Here is a 25,741-nt window from a genome sequence, read left to right on the forward strand (position 1 = left end):
CTCAAAGATGGAGGGCATCGTCGGCGTGATCGTCGCGACGGCAACGAGTCGCCATGGGACGGCTGGACCGCGACCTCAACAGGAAGGGCAATCACACCGCAACTGCGAAGTCATTCGAGAGTTGCTCACTGCGATAGAGCACTTGCACCAGACGGTGATGGCCATCGGGGAGTCCTCACTTCCAGGCGGGGCTGCAGCACCGGAGTCTCCGGCGCCGCGGATATGCAACAGGCGAAGTGGGCGGAGGATTCAAGAGCTCGTGGCTCAGAGGACGGCCGAAGCAGCTCACGTGCGACTCCGCGCGAATGGGGCAAGGTCAGTCGGGGGTAGTCCGTTAGCCGATGAGATTCTGACGCACCTGGATCATGGTTGAGGAGGCCTCAACGTTCTCCTGAGCCTCAATCAGGTCTCGCCAGTCGCGGCTGTGGACCCAGTTCAGATGGGTCATGTGGCGGGAGGCCATCACGCACAGCCTGCCGAGGGCGAGATGGTGCTCGGAGACGGTCGAGGCCGATGCCAGGGGGTCCAGGGCGATCACGGCGTGCCACTGCCCGCCTTGCAGACGATCCGCAGTGCCGACCGTGATTCCGGGGTACTTGCCCATGGTGGAGAGGAACCCGGCGATGCCGTTGACGGCCATGTTGTCCCCGGCCACGATGCACACATCGTTCGGGGTCAGCGGGCGGCTCCCATCCCCGGTGAAGACCTCCTGCCCGACGTAAGTGGATGCCAGGCGTGCCACCTCCGCGTACAGGTCTAACGGATCGGGGCGGTCGACCCGGATGCTCTCGATCTCTTCATGGCCGACGATGTGCCTGCCCGGCCGGGCAGAGTCGAAGTGGAAGTCGTACAGCGGAGCGATCGCGGCGACGGTGCGCTGTCCGAGCCGGAAAGAGGTCGGCAGATGCGCGACCGTCGCGGACGGATGGTTTCGGAGCACGTCGGGGGCGCGGCCGTGCGGCGGGTAGGGGCTGTCCTCGAACACGGACGTGTCGGCGGTAATCACCGGGCCGATCTGGCCAGGGTCACCGACCATCAGAACCTGCTCCGAGCCCTTCGCCGCTGCCGTCAGGGACGCGAATGTGGACTGGTAGGCCTCGTCCACGATCAGCAGGTCACAGGTGGTGGAGGTGCTCATCGCCATCGACGCCATGGTCCGCACGACAATGTCCCCGGCCTGACCTTGGAACGCGCCGCTGCCGGGAGTGTGGATCGCCGAGGTCGAGGCCTTGTCCACACCGTTCAGGGCCAGCACGACGGACGCCTGCTCGTGCACGTCGGCCAGCCGTTCCGCGACCGAGGTGGCCGCAGCGCGGGTCGGTGCCGCGACCGTGACGGTCAGTTCCGTGTTCGCGCCCAGCCAGAGGGCGGCGTTCACGAGCAGGGTGGTCTTCCCGGACCCCGGCGGGGAATCGATGATCGTCACCCTCCGCCCCGAGACCGTCTCATACAGCGCCTGCGACAGCACCGACCCCGGCACCAGCGTCTGCCAGGCCGGGACCTGCCGGGCAGAGGTGCCCTCCTCCGGCGACGGCTCCACCCGGGGTGCCTTCGACGTGTCGATCCCCAAGGTGTTCAGGTCCGCCGCGCTCAGGGCCACGTCTCCTCCTCCGTCCGGTGCTGCGTGCGCTCACCCAGTGGGCGAATCGGAGCGCCTGCGGGACGTTCAGACATGCATCCCGGCCAACGACACCGACGGCTTCGCGGATCCTGTTTCGCCTGCGATCCTGCTCAGGCCGGTACACCAGTGACGGATACCGACGGCATCCAGTCCGGCGTCGTGTCCGTGCCATCAGAGGTGATCAGGGCGATCGTCGGGAACGTCGTCGCCGTCTGGGGCCAGTTCGTGCCGCCGTCGGTCGCGACGACCACCAGCTCGGGCTCCTTCTCGAAGGTCTCTGGGATCGCGGCCAGGCCCAGGCGCATGTCCGTCCCGCCGCCGCCGGAGGCCGAGCGCAGCACGTCCTTTTCGGACAGGGCGCGTGCCCGGTAGACCGCGGCGTCCACGTCCATGACGAACACGCGGTCCTCGTGCACACCGCAGCTTTGGGCGATCTCGCGGACCTCGCGACCGACCTCGCCGAGTTCCTGGTCGCTCACCGACCCGGACGTGTCGCGAATGACCACGATGGTGGGGTCAGGCCGGAACGTGCCCGGCAGGATGATCTTGCGGCCCTTGGACCCATCGGGCATCCGCACCCGAACGCTCTGGCGGCGCGAGGCACGAGAGAACGTCTTGAACGTCCCACGCGGCTTCCGTCGCACCGCCCGACGCAGGTACCCGCCGATGACCGCCTGCCACGGGATCACACTCGGCGCGGTCACCTCAGCCGCCCAACGGCCCAGCCGACCGGCATCGGCCCCCTTGTCCTTGAGGATCGCCTCGGCGACGTTCTGCACGGCGGCGACGACCTCGAAGTCCTCCGCCGGGGGAGCCAGCAGATCCAGGTTCTCCCAGGTGCGCGTGAGGAACGCCAGCGAGGCACGGTCTGCCAGGTCGGTCCCGAGCGTGACGGCCCCGTCGAACAGGTCCCCGGCCAGGTCGTCGAGAGAGAACACGTGCTCCATGTCGGAGGCGTGGGCGCGGCGTGAGAGGTCGTCGTAGTACTCGATGACGCTCAGCCCCCGGTCCATGGCGATCTTCTCCGCCGTGGCGGAGACGGTCGAAGGAAAGGTGAAGCCAGCGTCCTCGAGGTCGTCATTCACGGCGGCGTCAGCGGCCATGCGCCACAGGTCGGGGGAGAGGGTGCCGTCGGCCTCGAGCTTCGCCACCGACAGGCCGTGATGGTCGAACATGACGTGGAACATGAGATGAACCAGCACCTGCGCGCTCTCGTCGTCGCTGAAGTCGCGGTCCATCGCGTCCACGTCGAGAAACACCCGCAGGCGGGGATCGACGGCGCCGAGGGTTTCGATGCCCGGCACGTTCACATACCGGGAGGCGTACAGCAGCGCAGCGATGTAGCGTGCGCGCTTCTCCGCGATGGCACGCCACACCGACATGTGATCCTCCTGGTCTGCGGTGAGCTTCCGGGCGTGACCGGACATGGGGTCCTCCTTCTGGTGGGGTACCTGGGAAGTGGGCGAACCCGGGCCTCGGTGGGACGTCCGAGTGACGGAATGATGTTCCTTGGTCGTGCACTCGGCAGCAGCGCCGGCGCGTCATGATCCTGGCCGATGTCACCCTTACGCGTAGCATGGCTCCATGGCTTCGAGGCTGGAGGACTACATCGCCGAGGGTAGGACTCTCGCTGCTGATGAGCGTGAAATCGCGGCGCTCTCGCTACGGCAGATCGATGAGGCGCGGCAAGCTGAGGTGGACGCCGCCTGGGATGAGACCATCGACTGCCGGCTGGACGAGCTGCTGAGCGGCAAGGTCGAGGCAGTCAGCGGCCGGGAGACGATCTCCATCGCGCGAGCACGAGCAGCCGCACGTCGCAAGTGACTCTCGGCTGGCGTGACCACCCAGGTGCCCGTGCCGAGTTCCTCGATGCGTATGACCATTACGCCGACGTCGACGACGGCACGCTGGGCGACCAGTTCATTGATGGCGTCGAGTCCGCTGCCGAGCTAATTCTGGGGTGGCCAGACGGCGCCCCGCCATATCGCGCTCAGCAACGGACACCAGAGATCCGTAACTGGCACCTTGGCAAATTCCCGTACCGCCTCATCTACGTTGTCCGCGCCGGTGAGATCTTCGTGCTCGCCTACGCCCACGAGTCCCGGGAGGCCGGATACTGGACGGACCGTCTCAACCGCTGATATTTGCACGGTTGAACTTCCCGACGTGGATCCCGGAGCTCATCGCCACGCGCCGATGCTTCGCAGCCTCGGACCGAACGTTCCCTCCGCCGACGCATGGATCGTCGCACCCTACGGGGCGCGGGATAGCAGCAGCCGGGCTGAGCGCAGGCAGACGTCCTTGCAGCGAGTGGCTTCGGAAGAACGGATCGTGCAGAACAGGATCCGCGCTGTCCCGCTCCATTAGTTCCAGGGACTTGGTCAACTCGTGCCGCAGCCCCCCGGCAAGCGTCTTGTCGGCGCTCATCCTCGACAGGAGCAGGTCGGCGAGAATTCACGATGCTGCGGCGCTCGAGCTGAGCACCTGCCTTCGGTTCGCTGACGCCGACGTTTCCGATTCGTCAAATGAAGGATTCCCGCGCCGTCGCAAGGATTGCATCCGTGACTCTCGGCTCGCCGACCGTCACTCGCACGCCCTCCGCAAATCGGCGCACGGACACCCCGCGCCGGATGATGGCGAGTTCGAAGTCTTCCCCGGCTCCAGGGATCCAGACGAAGTTCGATGCGCTCGACGGTGTACCGCATCCGAGCTCGGCCAGCCCGGCACGGAGCCGTTCCCGTTCTGCAGCCACCTGTGCGACCACGGTCTCGACATGGCCCTGTTCGGCCAGCGCGGCGACGCCAGCCGCTTCAGACGGACCGGACAGCCCGAACGGAGGTGCTACAGCGCGCACCACCTCGGCCACTGCGGGCTGCGCGTACATGAATCCGGTCCGCGCTGCCGCCAGACCATAAGCCTTTGAGAAGGTCCGGAAAACCGCAAGGTTCGGGCGCTCAGCCACCAGCTTGAGTCCGTCCGTGCGTCGGTCCGTGAACTCCCAGTACGCCTCATCGAGAAGGACGAGCACATCGGCGGGGACTCCGTCGATGAGCCTAAGGAGCTCCTCGGGCGGCAGCAACGTGCCCGTGGGGTTGTTCGGATTGCAGACGATCACGGCCTGCGTGGCGGGGGTGAGTGCTGCAAGCATCGCATCGACGTCATGCACGGCGTCCACGTCGAGGGGCACTTCCACGCCTTCCGCACCCGCGATGGACACCAATATGGGGTAGGCCTCGTAAGAGCGCCAGGCGTGCACCACCTCGCTCCCTGCGCCCGCGTACGCAGTCAGAGCGTATTGCAGCAGAGCGATGGAGCCCGCCCCGACGACCACGCCGTCGGGATTGAGGTCGTAATGTTCTGCGAGGGCCGTGACCAATTTCGTCCCGGTAAGCGAAGGATAGGTGTGGGCGCTCGCGAACGCCTCAGTCGCGGCGTCGATGACCGAGCGCGCCGGAGGCAGCACGCTTTCGTTAGATGAGGCGCGCCAGGTTATGCCCGACAGCCCGCTGGCCACCGAGTAACGGGGCAGTGTGTCGATGCCGGTGCGCGGGGTCGGCGGCTGGGTACTCATGGCGGGTCCTTTGGTGCGAGAAGAGTGAGCGGAGTCGGTGCCGCGGTGACCTGCCCACGGACGGTCGCCGGGAGTGTCACTGCACGGAGGACCGCCGAAGTGTGTCCCGCAGCGGCGTTCCCCAGTTTGTGGAGGCACGGGCGAGCAACTCGGTCCCGCTCTCCCGCAGCTCGGCCACGGAAGTCACTCCGAGCAGCTGCATCGTGCGCTTCGTTTCTGCGCGCAGCAGCTCCAGGACCCGGACCACGCCTGCCTGCCCACCGGCAGCGAGACCCCACAGATAGGGCCGGCCGATGAAAGCAGCGTCTGCGCCGAGAGCGAGCGCGGTGACGACGTCGGCGCCATGACGGATACCAGAGTCGACGAGGACGGTGGCGTCCGGGCCGACGGCCTGGCGCACGGCCGTCGTGAAGTCTGCGGGGGGCAGTGCCCGGTCGAGCTGTCTGCCTCCGTGGACGGACAAGTGCACGCCGTCGGCACCGGCATCGACGGCGCGGGCGGCGTCGGTGGGTGAGAGCGGCCCCTTGACGAGGAGCTTCCCCGGCCAGATCGACCGGATCCATGCCAGGTCGTCCCAGTCCACGCCCGGGTCGAACTGCGCGCCGATTTCGGCCACCGAGTTCCCGGCGCCCTCCGGCGCGTTGGCGAACCGCAGGGGCGCGCTGGTGAGCATGCGGCCCCAGTAGCGGGGCCGGGCGGCGATCTTCGCGAGAGTCCCGGCGGTGAAGGCGGGAGGGATCGTCAGTCCCGAGCGGAGATCGCGCACGCGCGCAGCGGGGACGGCCGTGTCGACCGCCACCTCAAGCACTTGGTAGCCATGAGCGGCGGCATCGGCGAGCATCTTCTCCACTATGTCCCTGCTGCGCCAAACGTAGAGCTGGAACCACAGGTCGGCGGCGGGTGCACTCCCGCGCAACTCTGCCAGTGAGGTCGAACCCATCGTCGACAGCGCATAGGGCACGCCTGCTGCCGCCGCGGCCGCCGCCACGGCGATCTCTCCGTCGGGGTCGATCATTCGCGTGTACCCGGTGGGCGCCAGCCCCACTGGGAAGGCGACTTCTCTTCCGAGGAGCGTCGATGCCGTCGTTGTGTCGGAGACGTCCACAAGCGATCGGGGCGTGAAGGACCACGATCGCCAGGCGGCTCGTGCGGAGGCGAGCGAAACTTCCTCCTCGGCACCGCCGCCGATGTACCCGGCCACTGGGGCGGGAAGACGACGGTGCGCGAGGCGCTCGACATCGTCGATCGTGTAGCACCGTTCCAGGCGGCTCTGCGTGGTCGGGAGCGTCGGCCGCTCTATGCGCACGAGCTCGAGGAGGTCAGCGACCTTCACAGCAGCGTCCCCGCAGAGTCGGTGACGCTCGCGGGGGCCAGGGGGGAGGCGGTATCCATCGGAGCCTTTCAGGATCGATGAGGTGGGCTGGCAGTGGTGGCTCCCGGTGCGGTGTGCACGCGGGGTGGCGCCGGAGGGCTCAGTGGGTGGTCGGGTCGCCGATCTCGGCCAGGATCTTGGCGGAGAGTTCCTGCGCCTCGGGCGCGAACATCTCCTCTCGCGTCCGAGGTCGCGGGAGCGGGACGGTGTGCTCGGAGGCGATCCGCCCGGGGTGGGGGCTCATCACGATCACCCGATCGGCGAGGTACACGGCTTCGTCGATGTCGTGGGTGATGAATAGGACGGTGAGCCGGTGTTCGTCCCACACCTTGGTCAGCAAGATCTGCATCGATCGGCGGGTCAGGGCGTCGAGCGCCCCGAACGGTTCGTCCATCAGCAGTACGCGGGGCTTGTAGGCCAGCGAACGCGCAATCGCTACGCGTTGCTTCATTCCCCCCGAGAGTTGGTTGGGATATGCCTCGGCGAAGTCGCTGAGCCCGACGGTGGCGAGCTGCTCCATGGCCGTGGACCTGCGCTCGCGGGCCGACATCTTTTCGTCCAGCAGCCCGAACTCCACGTTCTCTCGGACGTTCTTCCAGGGCAGGAGGGTGTAGCCCTGGAACACGACGCCGCGGTCGCGACCCGGGGCGTCGATCTCCTGACCGCCTACGGACACGGATCCGGAGGTCGGGTCCTGCAGACCTGCGATGACGGACAGCAGCGTGGACTTGCCGCACCCGGAGGGGCCGACCACGGAGAGGAACTCGTTGTGCTGGAGGGTGAGTGAGACGTCGTCGAGTGCCGTCACGTTCTCGCCGAATCGCACGGTGAGGTGGTTCACCTGCACGTGAGGGCCTACCTCGGAACGCTCGTCGGTCATCGTCCCGCCTCCTGGTGTCTGAATGTCCAGCGTCCGATCGCGCGCATCGCCTGGTCGAGGATGAGGCCGATGAGTCCGAGGACCAGGACGTAGGCGATCATCACGTCGGTCTCGAAGTACCGCTGGGAGACGGTGATGCGGTAGCCGAGGCCGCTCGTGGCGGCCACGAGCTCGGCGACGACCAGCCACGTCCATGCCCAGCCGAGCGTCACCCGCAGTGCATTCCAGATCCCGGGAGCTGCTGACGGCACGACGATGCGGCTGAGGGTTCTCTTCTCGGGCATACCGAGGGTGCGGCCGAGATTGATGAGGTCCTGGGGGACGCGTCGGGTCTCGGCGGAGACCATGAGCAGCTGCTGGAAGAATGTCCCGAGGAAGATGATGACGTATTTCTGCATCTCGCCGGTGCCGACCCAGACGATCGTCAGGGGCACGAAGGCGACCACCGGCATATACCGGATGAAGTCGGAGAGCGGCTCGATGATCGATTCTGCGGTGCGGAATGAGCCAGCGAGGATGCCCAAGGGGATGGCGAGGATCGTCGCTAGGAGGTAGCCGACGGCGATGCGGAAGGTGCTCGCCGCGAGGTCCGTCCACAGCTCACCGGAATCGGCCTGCTCGAGGAGCGTGGCCAGGACGCGCGGCGGGGCCGGGAGGAACTGCTCCTCCACCACGCCGATAGCGCTCAGCAGCCACCAGAGACCGAGGGAGGCGAGGAACGTCGCCGTCGCGACCGCGAGGTATGCGGATCGGGAGATCGGTCGGCCGATTCCCCCTCGGTGGCGGCGACGGCGGGATCCATTCGCCGTCCGTGTCGAGTTCTGGGCAGGAGCAGTAGTCACTGATCCGACGCCTCGATGAACGTGAGGTCGATCGCTGAGGCGAAATCGACATCGCCTTCGAGGATGCCGGCACCGATCGCGGCCTCCTGCACCAGCGGCAGGATTTCCTCCGAGAACTGACCGCTGAGCTGGTCGACGTTGGCGGGGATGTCGTAGAACTCCACCCCGTCGAAGGCGGTGCGGAGCGAGTTGACGTCCGTACCGACCGCGTCAGCGATGATCGACTGTGCGTCCTCGGTGTTGTCCACGTAGTACGCCATTCCCTTGCCCCACGAGTCGACGAGTGCCTGGATCGCTTCGGGATTCTTCTCGAGGAACTCGGTACGGACGACGAGGACGTCGCTGATGAGGCCTGGTGCTTCTCCCGCGGTGTAGAGCTGATTGGTGCTTTCGTCTTGTGCGAGCGCCTCCGAGATGTAGGGCGCGTAGGTCACAGCCGCGTCAACCTGCCCGGCGATGAAAGCGGCTCCGGCATCGGATGCCGCCATCGGGACACGCTCGATGTCATCGATGGTCATGCCGTTCGCCTGGAGGGCGTAGTTGAGGAGGATGTCACTGGTGGTGATTTCTTCGTAGGCCACGCTCCGCCCGGCAAGCTCGGTGATCGAAGTGATGTCCGGACCGGCGATAATCGCGTCGGCGGTCGTGCTGATGTCCTCGATCAAGACGATCTTCAGATCGATGCCGTTCTGGAGGAGCTGCAGCGCGCCGTGCGATGCGACGTTCAGGACGTCGATTTGTCCACTGGCGAGGGCACTGTTCTTGTCCGCGTCAGTGTTGAACGCGGTGAACTCGACCGTGATCCCGTTCTCTTCGAAATACCCCTGGTCCTCGGCGATGAACCATCCGCCGTAACCGATCCACGGGACATAGCCCATGCGGATGGTGGTGCTGCCGGATTCGTCAGAATTGGTGCTGCTACCGCATGCGGCGAGGCCGGGTGAGGCGGCTAGGAGCAGGCCGAGGCCGACGGTTGCGCGGCGTGAGGGGCGGATCATGTGAACTCCTGGGAGGTCTAGGGCGGGCGTCGGGTAGGTGTGGTCAGGACGAGCGGCGCAGGATCGATGCAGCGTGGGCGGGGAATCCCTCGTGCTCGCTGAACGCCAGTACGGTCTTGGTCGCGCGGGCCAAAGCCTCCGGCGTGGAGTGTGCAATGGCGGTCCGCTTGCGAAAGGCGTCCGCCGTGATCCCGGACGAGACCTTCGCCCAGCCGCTGGTAGGCAGCGAGGCCGGGATCCCGATGGAGAAGTTGCCCATCGAGACGGTGATGTGGTGGCCCACGAGGATCTCGCCGGCGTCGACGATCAGGTCGATGATCGCCTCCTCACGTGCCGGGTCGACGACGAGCTGCATGTGCTCGGGCGCGAAGCCGTTGACGACCTCGGCGCCCTCCTCGAGCGAGTCGACGAGCACGACGCCGCCATTCGTGCCGAGGGCGGCGGCGGCATAGCTCCGACGCGGTTCAGGGAGGGCGGCGAGCTGGGTGGCGACCTCGGCCTGGACGGCGGTGAGCAGCTCCGGGCTGTCAGTAACGAACACCGAAGTCGAGTCGGGGCCGTGCTCGGCCTCGTTGAGGAGGTCCGCCGCGACGTAGTCCGGTCGCGCGGAGGAGTCGGCGAGGAGAAGCGACTCGGAAGGACCGAGCAGCGTGGTGGAGACCGTGCCCAATGCCTGAACCTCGAGCTGGGCAAGAGTGACGGCGGGGCTGCCGGGGCCGGTCACTTTCCGCACCCTGGGCACGGACTCCGTGCCGAAAGCCAGGGCCGCGATGCCTGCTGGACCGTTTGAGCGGAAGATGTTCGTGATGCCGAGCTCGTGCGCAACGACGAGGACTGCAGGATCCACCTCGCCAGCAGAGCCGGGGATCGGCGGCACGACCACCGCGATCTCGGGCACACCGGCCACCACAGCGGGCACCGCGATCTGGCAGAGCACCGAGGGGAATGAACCTTTCCCGGACGGAACGAAGAGCCCGGCACTCGCGATCGGGGTGACCTTCTCTCCGGCTGTCAGACCGGGCTCAACCTCGAAGGACCAGTCTCCGTGCTTGGTGACCTGCTCGTTGAAGGCACGCAGGTTGCGGATAAGAGTCCGGATGGCCTCGTGGACCGTGGGATCGATGCCGTCGACGGCGGCGGCTATCTCCTCGGTGGAGACACGGAGTTGGCCTGGCGTGATGGTGACACCGTCGAACTTCTTCAGCGCCCGGACGAGCGCATCGTCTCCGTGCTCACGGACGTCGGCAAGGATCTCGAGGATGCCTTCGCGGAGCGTGGGGTCGAAGATCGCTGCGGTGCCGCGGGTGAACAGGTCATCCCGCTCCTGCGTGGTCATCGTCGACCAGGTGCCGCGCTCTCGGACGAGAGGAGTGGTGGCCAATGGATTCTCCTTGTTGGTCAGCGTGTCGGTCATCCGGTGACGGCCGAATTCGCGGGGTGGTGCGTGGGTTCGAACTTTCCCGCGTCAAGGCGGTCCGCCGTTTCGCTGCGGACCGCACGGCCATCGGTTCTTGCCCCGGAGTCCGTTTCCCGGTGGGTCGGGTCGTGGCCCCCACCCTTGGGTGTGACCGCCACAGAGAGCTCGTCCGAGATTCTTCGGAGATCTTCGGTGAGCGAGGTGAGCTCCTCGGGCGAACGCACCCCGTCGACGAACGTGAGACCCAGAGCTGCCACCGTGACGTGGCCGATGCGGACCGGGGCGGCGATGCATCGAATGCCGGGGGTGGTGGCACCCAACTCGTCTGCGTACCCGGACCGCCGGACCTCGGCCAACAGGTCGGCGAGCTCGATCCGATCGACGGGGCCGGCACCCGTGCGTCGATCGAGGCCACCGGCGGGGTATAGATCGGAAATCTCACGGTCCTTCAACGCTGCGAGCAGCACACGGCCGACAGCGGTCAGGTGGGCAGGCAGGCGCGCGCCGACCTCAGTCACCAGGCGCGGCCCTGGGCCGGACGTCTCAAACTTGGCAACGTACACCGCCTCCATCCCAGAGAGGACGGCGAGATGCGCGGTGGCCCCGTGGGCCTCACAGAGGGATCTGAGGAAGGGAGCGGCGGCCCGAGGGAGATCGGAAGTCCGCACATACGTCACCCCGACGCTGAATGCTGCAGGACCGATGGTCCATACCCTCAGCTCAGGGGAGTAACCCACGAAACCTCGGTCAGCCATCGTATTGAGCAGGTGGTGAAGGGTGCTCTTGGGGATATCGAGCGGTTCGGCGATGACGGCGGTCGCGAGACCGGAGGGATGCTCCGCGAGCAGGAGCAATATGTCCATCACGCGGTCAGCAGAACGTACGCGAGTGGTGTTCACGGATCCTCCTGGTATCGGACCGACGCTCGGCCCCGCTCGTCGTTGAGTCTCTAGAGCGAGACTATAGTCTCGTGTCGCCCTTTGTATACTCAAGTCTCGTGAATGGCTCTATGGGGAGCCGCCCGACCGAAGGGACGTCGAGATGCGAGTGCCCGCACTGCTGCTCACCGAGGATCTGGCGATCAGCCATGGCGAACGCGACGTGCCCGAGCCACCCGAAGGTGAGGTTCGCGTCGACGTGGAACTCGCCGGCTTGTGCGGCTCGGACCTGCATGTCCTGCGCACCGGAGCATGGGTGAGATACTGGCCCGCGACGCTTGGCCATGAAGTGGTTGGGATCGTTGCCACGGAGGCTCCCGGGGCTCCTGCCCTCGGGACGCGCGTGGTTGTCGACTCCCGGCTGCCCGACCGCAGCTGCGACGCCTGCGAGCGAGATGCCCGCTGGTGCGAGCAGATCACCTGGCTCGGTGAGTCGCGCCCCGGCGGATTCGCCGGCGCCTTCAACGTCCCCATCGATATGCTGGTCCCTGTCCCGGACGGCGTCGCCCCCGAGCTGGCCGTCCTCGCCGAGCCGCTCGCCGTCGCATCCGCGGCCCTTGACCAGGTGCGCCGCGCTCCACGCCGTGCCGTGGTGCTCGGCTACGGCCCTGTGGGCGCCCTCGTCGCGGCTGATCTGCGGAGACGCTGGCCAGAGGCGAACCTTGTGGTCGTCGAGGTCGGTCAATGGCGCTCAGACCACGCGCGAGATCAAGGTTTTGAAGTCGTGCCGAGCGTCGCTTACGCCGAGGAGCGGATCGATCTGGTGGTCGATGCCGCCGGATACCCAGGATCCACGGCGGAGGCGTTGGGGCTGCTCGGCCGCGGCGGTGAACTCGTCATCGTCGCCCTCGGAGAAGGCGCGATTGAGGCACCCGCCGCAGTCTTCGTCGAGTCCGGGCTCAGCATCAGCGGCTCCATCGGCTTCGGCGACGACGGTCTCGCTGCCGCGCTCACGCATCTCGCCGAGCATCCGGAGGCGTATGGGCACATCCTCACTCACCGCTTACCACTCACCGAGGCACCGGAGTTCCTTGCACGATCTGGCCACCGATCTGCTCTCAAGGTGGCCTGGGAGGTGACGAAATGAGCACGCATGACGATCGGCGGTACCTCATCACCGGTGGCTCCTCCGGGATCGGTGCGTATGTCGCTGCCCGGCTCGCCGCCGAGGGCGCCCGCGTCTGGGTCACCGGGACGTCCACCAACTCGATCGAGCGAGCACTCGCAGCCGGCGAGGACTGGTCCGCCGGTGTCGGCGACGGGACCGCGCCGGCAGGTGGCTCGGTGGTCGACCTCGCTGAACCCGGGCAGATCCGAGAAGCGTTCCGCGAAGCGGTCGCCGCGCTCGGCGGCCTCGACGGGGTCTTCGCCAATGCCGGCATCGACGGCCAGGGCCTCAGCGCCGACGAGCTCGACCCCGAGATCACCGCAAAGGTGCTCCAAGTCAATGCGGTGGGACAGCTGGTGACGCTGCAGGAGGCGCACAAGCATCTTCAACGCCCCGGCATCGCGGTCGTGAACGCCTCGGTGAACGCGTTGAGGCCAGAGAAGCATTTCGCCGACTACAACGCGAGTAAGGCGGCAGCCCTCTCGATCGCTCAGACATGCGCGATCGACTGGGGCGATCAGAACTTGTCGGTGATGGCGATCTGCCCCGGCTACATCCCCTCACGGATGACGAATGCATTCCTCGATGATCCGGAGGTCGCGCCCGAGCTGCTCGCCGACATCCCCTCCGGCCGGTTCGGCAGGCCCGACGAGGTGGCAAGCCTCGTCTCCTACCTCCTCTCGGGGGAGGCCATGTATCTCAACGGATCCGTGGTGCCCATCGCGGGAGGTCGCAACCTTTGACATCGACCGCATGTCTCGTCCCGTACTCGGCGTAGGGCCGGGGTGCCGAGTCTCAGGACATCGGTGACAGTTCTGCATCAGGACATCGCACCGTGAATGCACCCTGTCAGCATGTCACCAGATCGATGAGTCCTGCACGAAGCTCACCGCCACGCGCCGATGCTCCGCAGCATCGGACCGAACGTCTCCTCCGCCGACGCAGGGATCTTCGCCCCCTTCGGAGCGCGGGACAGCAGCAGCCGCGCCGAGCGCAGGCACACATCCTTCCGCCCCGTCACGTCGGCGCAGTGCATCAGAACGGCGAGGGCATCGCGCCACACGTCCAGCGACCACTGCTCGACAGCGAAGGTCGAGACCGCGCCGAGCACCGTGAGGGTCTTGCTGGGGTGATGCTCGCTCCAGTCCTCGCTGCACGGGTCGTCCAGGACGGCGCGGAGGTCGAAGTCGGCCGCCTCGATCCGCCAGCGCATGAACGCCTCCGCCGCCGCACGACCCACCAGGCCCCGCAGGGCAGCGGTCTGCACGTCGGTGGCGTCCTCGTCGATGCGGGACAGGACCCGAATCGCGTTGTCCCACGAGCGCGGAGACGGCCACGCCCCACCCTCCCGCGCCGGGTCCGTCGGCTGGTCGTGAATGTAGGGACGGTGCGCGTCGAGGAAGGCAAGCACGAGCGACTTCTCGCGGGCGACGCGGTCGGTTCGGGCATCGCCGTCATCGATGATCCGCTCGGTCGCCGTCGGCCAGCCGGAGGTCATGCCGTCCAGCCACGCCTGCCGGTCCAGTTCCCAGTCCAGGTGGAGCAACCGGTTGGCGATCTGGCTGGGCAGGTCGCTCGAGGTCGCATACCGCTCGGGCGGATTGCCGTCCAGCGCGATCGCGACGGAGTCAGGCAGGTAGGTGTTCTCGCCGACCTGACGCTCCTGCAGCACGTTCATGCACGCCTGCTGGACATCGACCTCTCCCATGTTGAACTCGCTGAGCAGCAGCAGACCCTTGTCTGCCTCGATCAGGCGATGCCCCCAACCGGGGACGGCGAACTCGGTCGTGGTGGTCGTGCCCTCGCGGACGGTGGGGATGCCGCCGATGTCGGACTTCTCCTTGTGGGCGAGGACGACCGATTCGAGGTGGCGGTGCGAGGCGGTGGCGTAGTCGCGGATGAAGGCGCTCTTGCCGATGCCGGAGTCGCCCTTCAGGAACACGGGGACGTTCGCCGCGATGCTTGCGCGGAAGACTGCTTCTTGGGTGCTGACCATGCCCTCGAAGTGGGCGAGGCTGCCCGTCCACGGGACGATCAGGCAGGTGCGGTGGCCATCCCTGCCAGGGCCAGTTCGGCGGGCACGATCCGTTGCACCGGGTCGGCCGGCGGCACGCCGCCGTCCCAGGGTGAGGGCTCCTTGCGGGAGAAGCGCGGCGAGGCCCCGAACGGTGCCTCCACCAGGAAGATCTCTCGCCCGTACGCGGAGCGGAACGACCAGGTGCCCTTGGCATCCGGGGTGACCTCCAGGACGAACTGTCCGTGGTCGTAGCCGAACCCGGCGACCTTGCCGCCGCGCAGGTCGGAGTCCGGGCTGCTGGGGTCGACCACCCACACGGTGGACGAGTTCCGGAACGGGATGGACCCGCCGGGGATGATCAGTCGCTCGATCGACGTCTCACGGCTGGGCCGCTCAGGGATCGCCGCGATCGTGCGGCGGGAGGCGAGGCTGTACGGCCGCAGGGTCTCATCCACGGCGCACAGGGTCTTCCACTGGTCGCCGAGGGCCTCCATCGCCACGAACGCCTGGGCGTCATTGAGCGCCCCGGGGAAGGCGCGGGCACGGGTGATGCGGTCGGTCGCGGCGGTGATGCGGGTGCAGAGGCTGCCGTGCGTGCTCGAGCCCCGGATCGACAGCCGGTACAGGTCGCTCAGCCCGGTGCTCGAATGCGGGTCGGTGACGCCTAGGGTGCGAGCCCATGCGGTGAGGTCGTCGGTGTCCTCGAACGGTGCCCAGTAGCGGGCTGTGAGGGCGCGGGTGATGATGGTGAGGGAGGAGAACCACGGGGTGACCAGGGCGACGTCGAGGACGCGCCGCGCGGCGAGCACGGCGTTGCGCTGGTCGATGGTGGTGAACCGGGCCTTGGAAAACGCCCGCACCAGCAGGCGCAGGTCCCGGTGGGTCGGCATGACGATCTCGCGACGCGAGGCGGACTCGGTGTCCGTGTTCAGGAGCACTGCCGCGATCTCGTGACCCTTCATCGGCCCGTCCGAGGTGCGGACCCGGCCCTTGTCGACCCACACGAACAGCTTCTCGCGCACATGCAGGCTGGGCAGAGTCTCAGACATCCGCCGGAGCGGCCGTCCGGTCCGGGCGGCTTCCTCGCGGCGCTGCGAGGCATACTCAGCGGCCTTCATCGAGCCGGTGGTGTTCACGCTGACTCCTCCGGGTCGACCAGCCACCCATCCGGGGTCAGGCAGGCACCGAGGATTGTGACGGCGACGCCGCCGAGCGCGAGGAGGAACGAGGCCAGGCCGCTGTCCCAGAAGAACGCCACGGCCGCGCAGAGCACGCCGAGCATCACGGCCACCTGCGCCGAACGCCGATCCGGTCGGGCGGGGGAGTACTCGGGTGCGGTGGCCGTGTCCTCTGCGTCCATGACCAGGTAGTGGGCGCGCCGGATCACTGGTGGGACGCTCAGGAGACCTTCGCCCTGCAGGCGTGCTCGGTGGCGGAGCCGTAATAGCGGCCGCAGTCGCTGCATTGCACTGCGACGTCGATGCTGGTGTTCCCGGCCCGGCGCACGTAGGTGTTGTAGGCCTTGCCCACGGACGACGAGGACGCCACGCGCCCCCACGTGTCGGGGTCCATGTCGTACACGTATGCGCCGGTGGGGTTCGCCTTGGACGGGTTCATGACGATCGTCGCCTGCTGCGCCTCGGCGTTGTAGCCCATCTCCCTTATCCACGTCGACGCGGCGCGACGAGTGTCCACCCCGGCCCCAGCTGCGCGGTGCCGGTACGTGGCCACCAACTGGGCGGTGTGCTCCCGGGTCAGCGTCGGCCGGCGGGACTCGAGCGTCGCCCGGACCGACTCAGAGACCTGGGCCTTCCGCTCGGGATCGAAGCCCGCCGGCATGGTCACCTCATAAGAACTGCCCTGCTTCGAGACACGGACCGCGCTCATCACCGAGTCACCCTCCGGGCCGGTGTACTCGATCGGCATCTCGAATGGCCGCGACTCATCCCCGGTGTGCTCGGCGACCTGACCGGCGAACCGCCGCACGGAGGCGTGGGAGGGCATCGTGATCGAGTAGTCGTCGCCGGTATAGGTGCGCCGCTGGGGGCGCCCGTCCTCCCGGCCCATCGTCGGCACCATGCCGGAGGCATCGGTCAGCTGCGCGGCGCGCTCCCACCACTGCGTCGCCGACTGATCGGCCCCATCGGTGCGGGCGAACCGGGACTGCGGGACCGCCACTTCAGCTTCACCTCGGTTCAGAGTGCCGAACTGGCCCCTGTTGCCCGGCTCGCCGGTATCGCGCTTGCGGATCTTCCTGTCCGGACTCATCCCGCCTCCTCCTGATCGGTGTGCTCACCAGGCAGAAGTGGGCGGGGCCATCCCCGAGGCGCTCGCGAGACGAAGTTCGGTGCGTTGCTGAGATTGTCGATCGCGGCAGCATGTGCCCTGGACGGAGAACCCGTGGCTCTTCACGGGACCAGGGGTCGGACGTGGCGGATCGTCCGCAGCGCGTCGAGCTGCCGGATCGAGTCGCGGATGTCGCCGAGCGCCCGATGAGCCTTCGACAGTTCGAACCGGTCCCGCCATGCGGCGATCTGGCGGTCGTAGCCATCACGCGCCATCTCCTGCTCGATGCCGGAAACGTCGATGGAGCGATAGTGCAGGCGGGAGAAGGTCTGCGGTGCGTGCCGGGCGAGGAACCCGCGGTCGTGAGTGATCGAGTTCCCGCCTAGCAAGAACGGACCATCATGTCCGACGGTGAAGCGGTCGATGGCGCCGGCCACGAGGTGGTCCGCCACCCGGGGGTCGTGCGCGTCGGGCCCGCGCATCGCCTCGATCAGCCCGTTCGCGGTGTGCATCTCGCGCACGAAGGCGCCCATGCGCTCGATGGAGGCGTCGATGCCGGGATTCGGGGAGATGACGATGTCGAAGGCGCCGAGCTCGGTGAGGTCGTTGCGGGTGACGACGACGGCGATCTCCAGCAGATCATCGGTGGCAGGGTCGAGCCCAGTGGTCTCGGTATCGATCCAGACGATCAGATCGGGGTTCGCGGCAGGCATGGTGTCCTCCTCGGTGGTCGTGCCGCGCAAGTGGGCGCGGAGCGCCTCTGATGGGACGTCCCGCGGTAGGGGAGCGTCGCCCACTGGCCCCGGCATCACCCCTGAACGGAGCCGCCATGACCACCACGCAGCTGACCACTCGCTCCGAATGCGCCATCTGCGGCACCCCGATGCGGCGCACATGGACGGACGACCTCACCGACTACACCTGGCGAGCCGTCGACGGGACGATCGTCGGCACCGCCGAGGACGTGCCAGCCGGCGCCCCGACCAACACACCGGAGCTCCTCGAGCTGCTGGCCGCCCGCGGCGACATGCACACGTACTCCACCGTGCTCGCCCGCTACCAGCTGGGACACCTCGAGCTGCCCTGGGAACACCTCCACCGCGCCATCGAGCCTGCCTCGGCGATCGACCCGGACGATGTCCCGGAGTGCCATGGGTGGCAGATGCGCGCCGCCCCGGGTGCCTGGATCTGCCGCGTCGACGGCACCATCTCCCGCCGGGAACTTGCGCCCGGCAGCCATCATCATGGACGTGACGGGGACCGGCAGGGATGAGCGCGATCATGGACGCCGCGTTCGAGACGTACAGTCTGATGCGCGCCGACTTCGAGCTGTACCGCCACAGCAGTTTCCTCCGCGCCCACACCGAGCTCCGCGGTGAACTTGTGAACGACGCCGGCCGCGCCGCCAGAATCGACCCGGTCTCCCTCTTCCTGGGGCCGCGGTACCGCGTCGACCGGTACGCCTCCGAGGAGCTGAAGGCATGGTTCGCTGAGCATGGACGGCTGACGGTCGAGGAGTTCGAAATGCAGTGGTGGAACGGACGAGATGGCGGACTCGGCGCGCCGGATCGGATCGCTCTCGCAGAGATCGCCTGAACCGCCCGACCGTCGGTGCCAGGTGAGATCGTCCCTTGCGTGACAGTCGAATCCTCCAAGCGCTACGCCGACCACCTCGCCGCCGAGGCGATCGAACGGGCAGTGCACTCCGTGACGATCGGATACCGCCTCACCCTGACCGGAGCGCCACCGGTGGAGGTGATCTCCTGGCACCTGGATCACACCCTCGAGCTCTACACCGTCCGCGTCCGCACCGGGGACGACGAGCTCACGCTGACCGTCCCCGACTGGGGCACCCGGACCGACGAGATCAGCCCGTTCCTCCGCCAGTGGATCACCGACCGCGTTCACCTCGAGCAGGCGAAGCTGAAGAAGGGGTGCCGGCGCCCGGATCCGTACTGGGTTGAAGCCTGGCGCCGTATGCACCCGTGGCTGTGAGGTGTAGGGACGGCGCATGAAGAGCCCCGCCGGAAGCCGGTCAAGACCAGCTGGCGGGGCCAGTTGGAGAGGCGGGCGGGCCGGTCCCTCTCCGGACGACGAGCCGCGTCTCTACGGTTCGCCGAGACCAGAAGCCGAGGGGTGCACACCCGGAATCGGGTCTCCTGGACCCTGAAGTGGGCGCGGACACGGTCACGCAGGACGCAGATGCGACTCCGCATCCCCCCGCAAGTCCTGGAGACGGAGTGCTCCTCCTGGCGCAGAAGGCGAGAGCGCGCCAGCTCTCCGATAATGTGAGCCTGAACAGGTGCGCTAGGACAGGGAGATCGGTGTGGCGAGGCTGAACCTCAAGGCGGTCGAGGAGCGGGTCGCCCCGCTCGGTGCTCGAGAGACCTACGACCGCGAGTTCCTGTTCGAGCTGCTGCTCGCGTACGGCAAGCCCAAGGGGAACGTCACCCGGCTGCGCAACGGCTCGCTCAACGTCGCGGCCGACCCAGATCGAGAGGTGGCGCAGAAGAACGTCGTCTACTTCCGCGAAGCGTTCGGTGATCCACTGGCTGAGGCCGAGGAGCTGCGCAAGGCCGCCTACGTCGTCAGGTTTAACCCTCGGTTCGTGATCGTCACCGACTACGTCGAGCTGGTCGCCGTCGACACGAAAACGGGCCAGAACCTGGCGATCCCGATCCACAACATCGACAAGCACTTCACGTTCTTCCTGCCCTGGGCTGGGATGGAGAAGGCTCAGTACGTCGCCGAAGCTCACGCGGACGTGAAGGCCGCTGAGCGCATGGGCAAGCTCTTCGATGAGCTCCTGGCGGCCAATCAGGACCTGCTGGAGCTACCGCACGGCCGGCACTCCCTCAACGTCTTCTTCACCAGGCTGCTGTTCTGCTTCTTCGCTGAAGACACCAGCATTTTTGAGGAGAACCAGTTCACGAACGCCGTCGGATCCCACACGCAGCCGGACGGCTCCGACGTCGATGCCTTCCTCACTGCTCTCTTCGCCGCGCTGGATATCGAAGATCCGTCCAAGAAGCCAACTTATCTCGCGAACTTTCCCTTCGTGAACGGTCGACTTTTTGCAGTGAAGGACGACGAGACTGTCCCGTCCTTCACAAAGAGGGCCCGCCAGCTGCTCATCGACCTGGGCACGCTCAGATGGCAAGAGATCAACCCAGACATCTTCGGCTCGATGTTCCAGGCGATCGTCACACCAGGAACGCGATCCGACCTGGGACAGCATTACACGTCTGTACCAAACATCCTGAAGACGATCGAGCCGCTCTTTCTCGATGACCTCAAGGGACAGCTGGACGCCGGGTTCAACAGCGTGAAGAAGCTTGAAGGATTGCTCGACCGAATCAGCGTGATCAAGGTCTTCGATCCTGCGTGTGGGTCGGGGAACTTCCTCATCATCGCGTACAAGGAGTTGCGCCGTCTGGAACATGCGGTTCTCGAGCGGCTCTCGGAGATAGATCCAAGGCACTTTTTCCTCTATTCGGAGTCTCGAATCAGCATTGAGAACTTTTTTGGCGTCGAGATCGACGACTTCGCCGTCGAGGTTGCGATCCTTTCCCTGTGGATTGCGAAACATCAAATGAACACGGAGTTCAAAGACAAATTTGGCGTGTCGATCCCACTGATTCCACTTAAGGAGACGGGTCAGATCTGCGTTGGAAACGCAACTCGAATTAACTGGAACGCGGTCTGTTCTAATGATGGATTTTCGGAGATTTATCTCATTAGTAATCCGCCCTACAAGGGGTCAAGCGAACAAACTAGTGACATGAAGGAGGACTTTGCGCACTATTTTGGAAAGAACCAGTACCCCAAGGACTTAGACTATATTGCACTCTGGTTCATAATGGGCGCCGAATATATTGCCGGCACTCGCGCGGAGCTCTCGTTTGTCTCAACCAACTCGGTCGCGCAAGGGCGGCATGTCGAGTTGATGTTCCCTGGCATCTTCTCTAAGGGGATAGAAATTGGTTACGCCTACACGTCATTCAAGTGGTCGAATAACGCCAAACGCAATGCTGGCGTGACGGTAGTTGTTCTAGCTCTCAGGAGCATTGGGGTGAAACCGAAGTTCATTTTCACGAACGACCTAAAGATCCATGCTGGCAACATTAACGGCTACTTGGTTGACGGCGACAATTTGTTCGTCACGACCCGTCGAGCCCGCATCGACACGAAACTTCCCCCGATGTCTTACGGCTCGAAACCCACGGATGGCGGTCATCTGACCTTCGGGCGGGAGGCTCGGGATGAGCTTGTTGGCACTTCACCCATAGCCGCAAGGTTTGTTCGAGAGTTCATGGGGGCCGATGAGTTTATTGACGGTAAGGACCGCTTCTGCTTGTGGATCAGTAGTTCTGATTACGCGACAGCGAAGTCGATTCCCAATATTCGGGCTCGCCTAGAGGGAGTTTCGGCCATGCGTTGCAACTCCAAGAAGCCATCCACCAGGAAGTTGTCCGAACATCCTTACCGGTTCGCGGAGAATCGCTACAAGAACACTGATTCAATTATAGTCCCGGGCCACTCTTCCGAGAATCGCGACTACATTCCGATGGGATATTTGGGTCCTGATACGGTTATTTCAAATGCGGCCTTCGCTGTCTACGATGCCGAACCGTGGCTTTTTGGGATCCTGACATCACGTCTTCATATGGTGTGGGCTCGAGCTGTGGGAGGAGCGCTGGAAACTCGAATCCGATACGCTAACACGATCGTTTACAACAATTTCCCTGTACCGTCGCTAACGGCACAGACTAGGGAGGAACTCGCAGTCGCCGCACTCCGGGTGCTAGACGTCAGGGAGTACCACTGCGAGAAAACCCTCGCTGAGCTCTACGATCCAGACAAGATGCCTGAAGATCTGCGAGTAGCTCATTCCGAGGTGGACGCACTAGTGGATTCGATCTACTCCAAGCGTGGGTACGAGACCGATGAAGAACGCTTGTCTGACCTCTTCGTTATGTATGAGCAGATGATTGCCGAAGAAGAGGCGAATAGGTCCACAAGGAGGGGGACGAAGTGAGCGACCGCAACACGAATAAGACGATGAACATCGTCGATGTCACCTACGCACAGACCGGCGCATCGGTCAATACCGACTCCCTCGGTATGCGGGAGATGCAGCAGCGGGTCTTCGCCAAGCGCGATGCCCAGCACCTTCTCATCAAGGCTCCCCCGGCGTCGGGCAAGTCACGCGCGCTGATGTTCGTCGCGCTGGACAAGCTCTACAACCAAGGCCGGAAGAAGGTTATCGTCGCAGTCCCCGAGCGATCGATCGGTGCGTCGTTCTCCACAACGAAGCTGATCGCGAACGGCTTCTTCGCTGACTGGGAGGTCAAACCCGAGCACAATCTCTGCACGCCTGGCTCCTCGGCGGGTAAAGTCGATGCGCTCATCGACTTCCTCAACGGCCCCGATGCCACCCTGGTCTGCACACACGCGACGCTGCGGTTTGCTTTCGAACGGCTCACTCCGGACGCTTTCAACGGCACGGTTCTCGCGATCGATGAGTTCCACCACGTCTCCGCTGATACGGAGAACAGCCGCCTGGGGGCGTTGCTGCGGGACGTCATGGCCGGTTCGGACGTGCACATCGTTGCGATGACGGGTTCGTACTTTCGCGGGGACTCGGTACCAGTCCTCGCCGCCCAAGACGAGGCAAAGTTCACAGCGGTCACGTTCAACTACTACGACCAGCTCAACGGGTACCAGCACCTCAAGTCGCTGGGCATCGGCCATCATTTCTACCAGGGCCGGTACACCGAAGCTATCGACGAAGTTCTGAACCTCGACAAGAAGACCATCCTCCACATCCCAAACGTAAACAGCGGAGAGTCGACGAAGGACAAACTCGAAGAGGTCGGGTTCATCATCGACGAGATCGGCGAAGTTCTCGACACAGAGGAAGACACCGGAATTATCCGTATCCGACGGACGGACACGGGCCAAGTGCTGCGGGTGGCGGATCTGGTCGACGACACTGACCAGAAGAAGCGGGCCGACACCCTGCATTACCTCGCTACGGTCGCCTCGAAGGAGCGCGACGCTGCGGACATCATCCTCGCCCTCGGCATGGCCAAGGAAGGGTTTGACTGGCCATTCGCCGAGCACGCCCTTACCGTCGGCTACAGAGCCTCCCTCACCGAGATCATCCAGATCATCGGACGCGTCACCCGCGACAGCCCCGGTAAAAGTCATGCTCAGTTCACGAACCTCATCGCCGAGCCAGACGCAGCGCAAAGCGAAGTGACTGTGTCGGTGAACAACATGCTCAAGGCGATCACAGCCTCGCTCCTCATGGAGCAGGTGCTCGCGCAGAACCTCGAGTTCAAGACCAAGCGCAGCGGCGACGACCCAGCGGAGCCTGGCACCCTCAAGATCAATGGATTCAAGGAGCCCTCCACTGAACGGGTCAGGCAGATCGTCGAGACCGACCTTAATGACCTCAAGGCGAACATCCTCCAGGACGACTCGTTCGCTCGCGCGGCCGCCGGTCACGTGGATCCCGAGACGACCAACAAGGTGCTCATCCCAAAGATCATCCGTGAGCGCTACCCGGATCTGGACGAGTCGCAGATCGAGGAGCTTCGCCAACAGGTTGTCGTTGACTCAGTGATCAAAAATGGCGAGATCCGCGAGGTCGGCGACAAGCGCTTCGTGAGGATGGCGGAGAAGTTCGTCAACATTGACGACATCAACATCAACCTCATCGACTCCGTGAACCCGTTCCAGCGTGCGTTCGAAGTGATGTCGAAGTCCGTGACACCTTCAGTGCTCCGGATCATCGAAGGCGCCATTGCTGCGACCAGGGTGGACATCAGCGAGGAAGAAGCCGTGGCGCTGTGGCCGAAGATCCAGCAATGGGTCAAGGTCAATGGTCGCCGACCGGACCGTAGCTCGGACGACCCGACGGAGAAGCACTACGCCGAGGTCCTGCTGTTCCTCCAGCGCCGCAAGCAGCAGCGGGACGCCCAGCAGCGCGTTGAGAGCGCGGAGGTCGCGGAATGAACACACCTGACAACAATGAGCCCACTACGTCGATCGATGCCGCTCTCGATGCGCTCTTCGACTCAGACATCGACGGTCTGCTCGATGCCCCGGAGAAGCCGAAAAAGGTCACGTCTAGCGACCGACTCGAGCGCGCGTTCCTCGAGATCGTGGAGTACCGCCGCGAGCACGGCCGCAATCCAAGCTCGACGACGCGCGAGATCGCTGAGCGGAAGCTCGGAGCCCGACTTGACGGGATCCTCGCCAACCAGGAGAAGATCGACGCGCTCAAGCACCTCGACGAGTTCGACCTTCTCGCCGAGCCCGAGGCGCCTTCGTCGCTCGATGAGTTGCTTGAGGGCGATGATCTCGACCTCCTCGCAGACGACACCGGCATCCTCGACGTCTCATCGCTGCCCGCACGCAAGAGTCCGGTCGACGACTTCGACACTGCGACACGCAAGAAGGCCTCTGACTTCGAGAACTTCGAGCATCTGTTCAAGGCCAAGCACGCCGAGCTCGCCAGCGGCGATGCCAGGCTCGCACCATTCCCCGGGCTGCAGCGCATCGAAGAAGGATCGTTCTTCGTACTTGGCGGCGTGATGCTGTTCATCGCCGAGGTCGGCGAGGCGGAGTATAAGAAATCCACAGTGCGAGAGAACCGCCGTGAGCGTCTCCGAGTCATCTTCGAGAACGGCACCGAGTCCTCGATGTACAGGCAGTCACTGGGCATCCGAATGGGGGAGAAGGACGGTCAAATCGTCGTTCCCACCTCGTCCGAATCGATTCTCGCCGACGATGTCGCCACCGGGTACGTGTACGTGCTGCAATCCCTCAGCGATGACCCCCTGATCGCCGACGTCCCAGACCTGTACAAGATCGGGTTTTCCCGCGGCCCGGTCGAGAAGCGCGTCGCGCGTGCCGAGCACGAACCGACCTACCTCATGGCCCCAGTCGAGATCATCGCGAGCTACCGCACCTACAACCTCAAGACCTCAGCACTCGAGCATCTCCTTCACAGAGTCTTCGCCGCCGCCCGGCTACGAGTCAGCCAGGTCGGTATCGACGGCCGGACCTACGAACCCTCGGAGTGGTTCAGCGTTCCCCTGCCCATCATCAACCAGGCGATCGACCTGATCTCATCGGGCGACATCGTGCATTACGTCTACGACACAGCATCTCGGCGGCTCGTCGAGCGGGAGTGACACTCCCTCAACGTCGCTCCAGCCTCCGCACCATGTTCCGGTAAGCGTCGGTCGATCGGATGTGCGCACTGCTCGAGCGCTCCCGTTTGTCCAGTGGCCCGATTAGTCTGGAGCCACGTGACGAGGGGAGGCCGTGATGTGTGGGAGATTCAGCCTTCAGTTCAACGGCGCCGGGCTGCTGCACGCCTACGTCGCGACCAGCGATGATCGCGCGGGCGAGTGGGAGCCGATCTACTCGATCGCTCCACGCACGAAGGCACCGGTGGTGCGGGAGTTCGTCGATGACGGCGGCGAGGTGCAGCGGCGTCTCGAGCTTGCGCGGTGGGGACTGCATCCCTCGTGGGCGAAGGACAAGGGGCCCCGTCCGATCAACGCCCGAATGGAGACCATTGCGACGAACGGGATGTTCCGCGGCCCGTTCTCCAGCGGCCGCGCCGTCGTCCCGATGACCAGCTACTACGAATGGGTCGAAGCCGAGGATGGC

General features: G+C 65.4%; 25 protein-coding genes. 11 read left to right on the forward strand and 14 right to left on the reverse strand.

What is annotated here, in order from left to right:
* Window positions 1-334: 334 nt before the first annotated feature.
* Together ACT3SQ_RS16270 and ACT3SQ_RS16275 are read right to left on the reverse strand one after the other, a co-directional pair.
* Window positions 335-1,600 carry an AAA domain-containing protein gene (locus ACT3SQ_RS16270; protein ID WP_444601406.1) on the reverse strand — a complete coding sequence of 422 codons (1,266 nt, stop codon included), beginning with the start codon at window positions 1,598-1,600 and terminating at the stop codon, window positions 335-337.
* A gap of 131 nt (window positions 1,601-1,731) precedes the next feature.
* On the reverse strand, window positions 1,732-3,048 hold the full coding sequence (locus tag ACT3SQ_RS16275; protein ID WP_444601407.1) for a vWA domain-containing protein: 1,317 nt from the start codon (window positions 3,046-3,048) through the stop codon (window positions 1,732-1,734).
* Window positions 3,049-3,205: 157 nt separating this feature from the next.
* Between ACT3SQ_RS16275 and ACT3SQ_RS16280 the strand changes: the two genes are divergently transcribed.
* Together ACT3SQ_RS16280 and ACT3SQ_RS16285 are read left to right on the forward strand one after the other, a co-directional pair.
* Window positions 3,206-3,445: an addiction module protein gene (locus ACT3SQ_RS16280; protein ID WP_444601408.1), complete on the forward strand. Its 240-nt coding sequence runs from the start codon at window positions 3,206-3,208 to the stop codon at window positions 3,443-3,445.
* Window positions 3,442-3,762 (forward strand): type II toxin-antitoxin system RelE/ParE family toxin, encoded by a 321-nt coding sequence (locus ACT3SQ_RS16285; RefSeq protein ID WP_444601409.1) that lies wholly within the window; start codon window positions 3,442-3,444, stop codon window positions 3,760-3,762. The genes ACT3SQ_RS16280 and ACT3SQ_RS16285 overlap by 4 nt, the downstream gene beginning before the upstream one ends.
* 380 nt (window positions 3,763-4,142) lie before the next feature.
* On the opposite strand, the gene ACT3SQ_RS16290 is transcribed toward ACT3SQ_RS16285, so the two are convergent.
* From ACT3SQ_RS16290 to ACT3SQ_RS16320, 7 genes are all read right to left on the reverse strand, one after another.
* Entirely contained in the window at window positions 4,143-5,192 is a 1,050-nt protein-coding gene (locus ACT3SQ_RS16290; RefSeq protein WP_444601410.1) for an aminotransferase class I/II-fold pyridoxal phosphate-dependent enzyme, read from the reverse strand.
* A 76-nt stretch (window positions 5,193-5,268) separates the two neighbouring features.
* Window positions 5,269-6,525, reverse strand: coding sequence for an alpha-hydroxy acid oxidase (locus ACT3SQ_RS16295; protein ID WP_444601411.1), 1,257 nt, complete (start codon window positions 6,523-6,525; stop codon window positions 5,269-5,271).
* Between the two features lie 139 nt (window positions 6,526-6,664).
* Window positions 6,665-7,444 carry an ABC transporter ATP-binding protein gene (locus ACT3SQ_RS16300; protein ID WP_444601412.1) on the reverse strand — a complete coding sequence of 260 codons (780 nt, stop codon included), beginning with the start codon at window positions 7,442-7,444 and terminating at the stop codon, window positions 6,665-6,667.
* Window positions 7,441-8,286 carry an ABC transporter permease gene (locus ACT3SQ_RS16305; RefSeq protein ID WP_444601413.1) on the reverse strand — a complete coding sequence of 282 codons (846 nt, stop codon included), beginning with the start codon at window positions 8,284-8,286 and terminating at the stop codon, window positions 7,441-7,443. The genes ACT3SQ_RS16300 and ACT3SQ_RS16305 overlap by 4 nt, the downstream gene beginning before the upstream one ends.
* Entirely contained in the window at window positions 8,283-9,284 is a 1,002-nt protein-coding gene (locus tag ACT3SQ_RS16310) for an ABC transporter substrate-binding protein (protein WP_444601414.1), read from the reverse strand. The genes ACT3SQ_RS16305 and ACT3SQ_RS16310 overlap by 4 nt, the downstream gene beginning before the upstream one ends.
* 43 nt (window positions 9,285-9,327) lie before the next feature.
* Entirely contained in the window at window positions 9,328-10,698 is a 1,371-nt protein-coding gene (gene hisD, locus ACT3SQ_RS16315; RefSeq protein ID WP_444601415.1) for a histidinol dehydrogenase, read from the reverse strand.
* Window positions 10,695-11,600 (reverse strand): IclR family transcriptional regulator, encoded by a 906-nt coding sequence (locus ACT3SQ_RS16320; RefSeq protein WP_444601416.1) that lies wholly within the window; start codon window positions 11,598-11,600, stop codon window positions 10,695-10,697. Before ACT3SQ_RS16320 ends, hisD begins: the two co-directional genes overlap by 4 nt.
* 148 nt (window positions 11,601-11,748) lie before the next feature.
* On the opposite strand from ACT3SQ_RS16320, the gene ACT3SQ_RS16325 reads away from it, so the two are divergent.
* The gene (locus ACT3SQ_RS16325) at window positions 11,749-12,726 is read left to right on the forward strand and encodes a zinc-dependent alcohol dehydrogenase (RefSeq protein ID WP_444601417.1); all 978 of its coding nucleotides are present in this window, start codon (window positions 11,749-11,751) and stop codon (window positions 12,724-12,726) included.
* Window positions 12,723-13,490: an SDR family NAD(P)-dependent oxidoreductase gene (locus ACT3SQ_RS16330; protein WP_444601418.1), complete on the forward strand. Its 768-nt coding sequence runs from the start codon at window positions 12,723-12,725 to the stop codon at window positions 13,488-13,490. The genes ACT3SQ_RS16325 and ACT3SQ_RS16330 overlap by 4 nt, the downstream gene beginning before the upstream one ends.
* Window positions 13,491-13,633: 143 nt before the next feature.
* On the opposite strand, the gene ACT3SQ_RS16335 is transcribed toward ACT3SQ_RS16330, so the two are convergent.
* From ACT3SQ_RS16335 to orn, 5 genes are all read right to left on the reverse strand, one after another.
* The gene (locus ACT3SQ_RS16335; RefSeq protein ID WP_444601419.1) at window positions 13,634-14,743 is read right to left on the reverse strand and encodes a hypothetical protein; all 1,110 of its coding nucleotides are present in this window, start codon (window positions 14,741-14,743) and stop codon (window positions 13,634-13,636) included.
* Window positions 14,744-14,781: 38 nt separating this feature from the next.
* The gene (locus ACT3SQ_RS16340) at window positions 14,782-15,900 is read right to left on the reverse strand and encodes a hypothetical protein (RefSeq protein ID WP_444601420.1); all 1,119 of its coding nucleotides are present in this window, start codon (window positions 15,898-15,900) and stop codon (window positions 14,782-14,784) included.
* On the reverse strand, window positions 15,897-16,124 hold the full coding sequence (locus tag ACT3SQ_RS16345; RefSeq protein ID WP_444601421.1) for a hypothetical protein: 228 nt from the start codon (window positions 16,122-16,124) through the stop codon (window positions 15,897-15,899). Before ACT3SQ_RS16345 ends, ACT3SQ_RS16340 begins: the two co-directional genes overlap by 4 nt.
* Window positions 16,125-16,162: 38 nt before the next feature.
* Complete coding sequence (locus ACT3SQ_RS16350) at window positions 16,163-17,032, reverse strand: hypothetical protein (RefSeq protein ID WP_444601422.1); 870 nt, start codon at window positions 17,030-17,032, stop codon at window positions 16,163-16,165.
* Window positions 17,033-17,172: 140 nt separating this feature from the next.
* Entirely contained in the window at window positions 17,173-17,763 is a 591-nt protein-coding gene (gene orn, locus ACT3SQ_RS16355; RefSeq protein WP_444601423.1) for an oligoribonuclease, read from the reverse strand.
* 116 nt (window positions 17,764-17,879) lie between these two features.
* Here orn and ACT3SQ_RS16360 point away from each other — a divergent pair, with 116 nt between their 5' ends.
* The 7 genes from ACT3SQ_RS16360 to ACT3SQ_RS16390 all read left to right on the forward strand — a co-directional run.
* Entirely contained in the window at window positions 17,880-18,323 is a 444-nt protein-coding gene (locus tag ACT3SQ_RS16360; protein ID WP_444601424.1) for a hypothetical protein, read from the forward strand.
* Window positions 18,324-18,331: 8 nt separating this feature from the next.
* On the forward strand, window positions 18,332-18,646 hold the full coding sequence (locus ACT3SQ_RS16365) for a hypothetical protein (RefSeq protein ID WP_444601425.1): 315 nt from the start codon (window positions 18,332-18,334) through the stop codon (window positions 18,644-18,646).
* A 39-nt stretch (window positions 18,647-18,685) separates the two neighbouring features.
* On the forward strand, window positions 18,686-19,045 hold the full coding sequence (locus ACT3SQ_RS16370; RefSeq protein ID WP_444601426.1) for a hypothetical protein: 360 nt from the start codon (window positions 18,686-18,688) through the stop codon (window positions 19,043-19,045).
* Between the two features lie 331 nt (window positions 19,046-19,376).
* Window positions 19,377-22,088, forward strand: a complete 2,712-nt coding sequence (locus ACT3SQ_RS16375; RefSeq protein ID WP_444601427.1) for a class I SAM-dependent DNA methyltransferase — start codon at window positions 19,377-19,379, stop codon at window positions 22,086-22,088.
* Entirely contained in the window at window positions 22,085-24,073 is a 1,989-nt protein-coding gene (locus tag ACT3SQ_RS16380; protein ID WP_444601428.1) for a DEAD/DEAH box helicase, read from the forward strand. Before ACT3SQ_RS16375 ends, ACT3SQ_RS16380 begins: the two co-directional genes overlap by 4 nt.
* Entirely contained in the window at window positions 24,070-25,257 is a 1,188-nt protein-coding gene (locus ACT3SQ_RS16385; RefSeq protein WP_444601429.1) for a GIY-YIG nuclease family protein, read from the forward strand. The genes ACT3SQ_RS16380 and ACT3SQ_RS16385 overlap by 4 nt, the downstream gene beginning before the upstream one ends.
* Before the next feature lie 136 nt (window positions 25,258-25,393).
* A partial coding sequence (locus ACT3SQ_RS16390) for an SOS response-associated peptidase (protein ID WP_444601430.1) occupies window positions 25,394-25,741 on the forward strand: 348 nt, incomplete at its 3' end.

Origin of the sequence: Brachybacterium sp. AOP42-C2-15 (assembly GCF_052377065.1) — a bacterium.
GTDB lineage: Bacteria > Actinomycetota > Actinomycetes > Actinomycetales > Dermabacteraceae > Brachybacterium.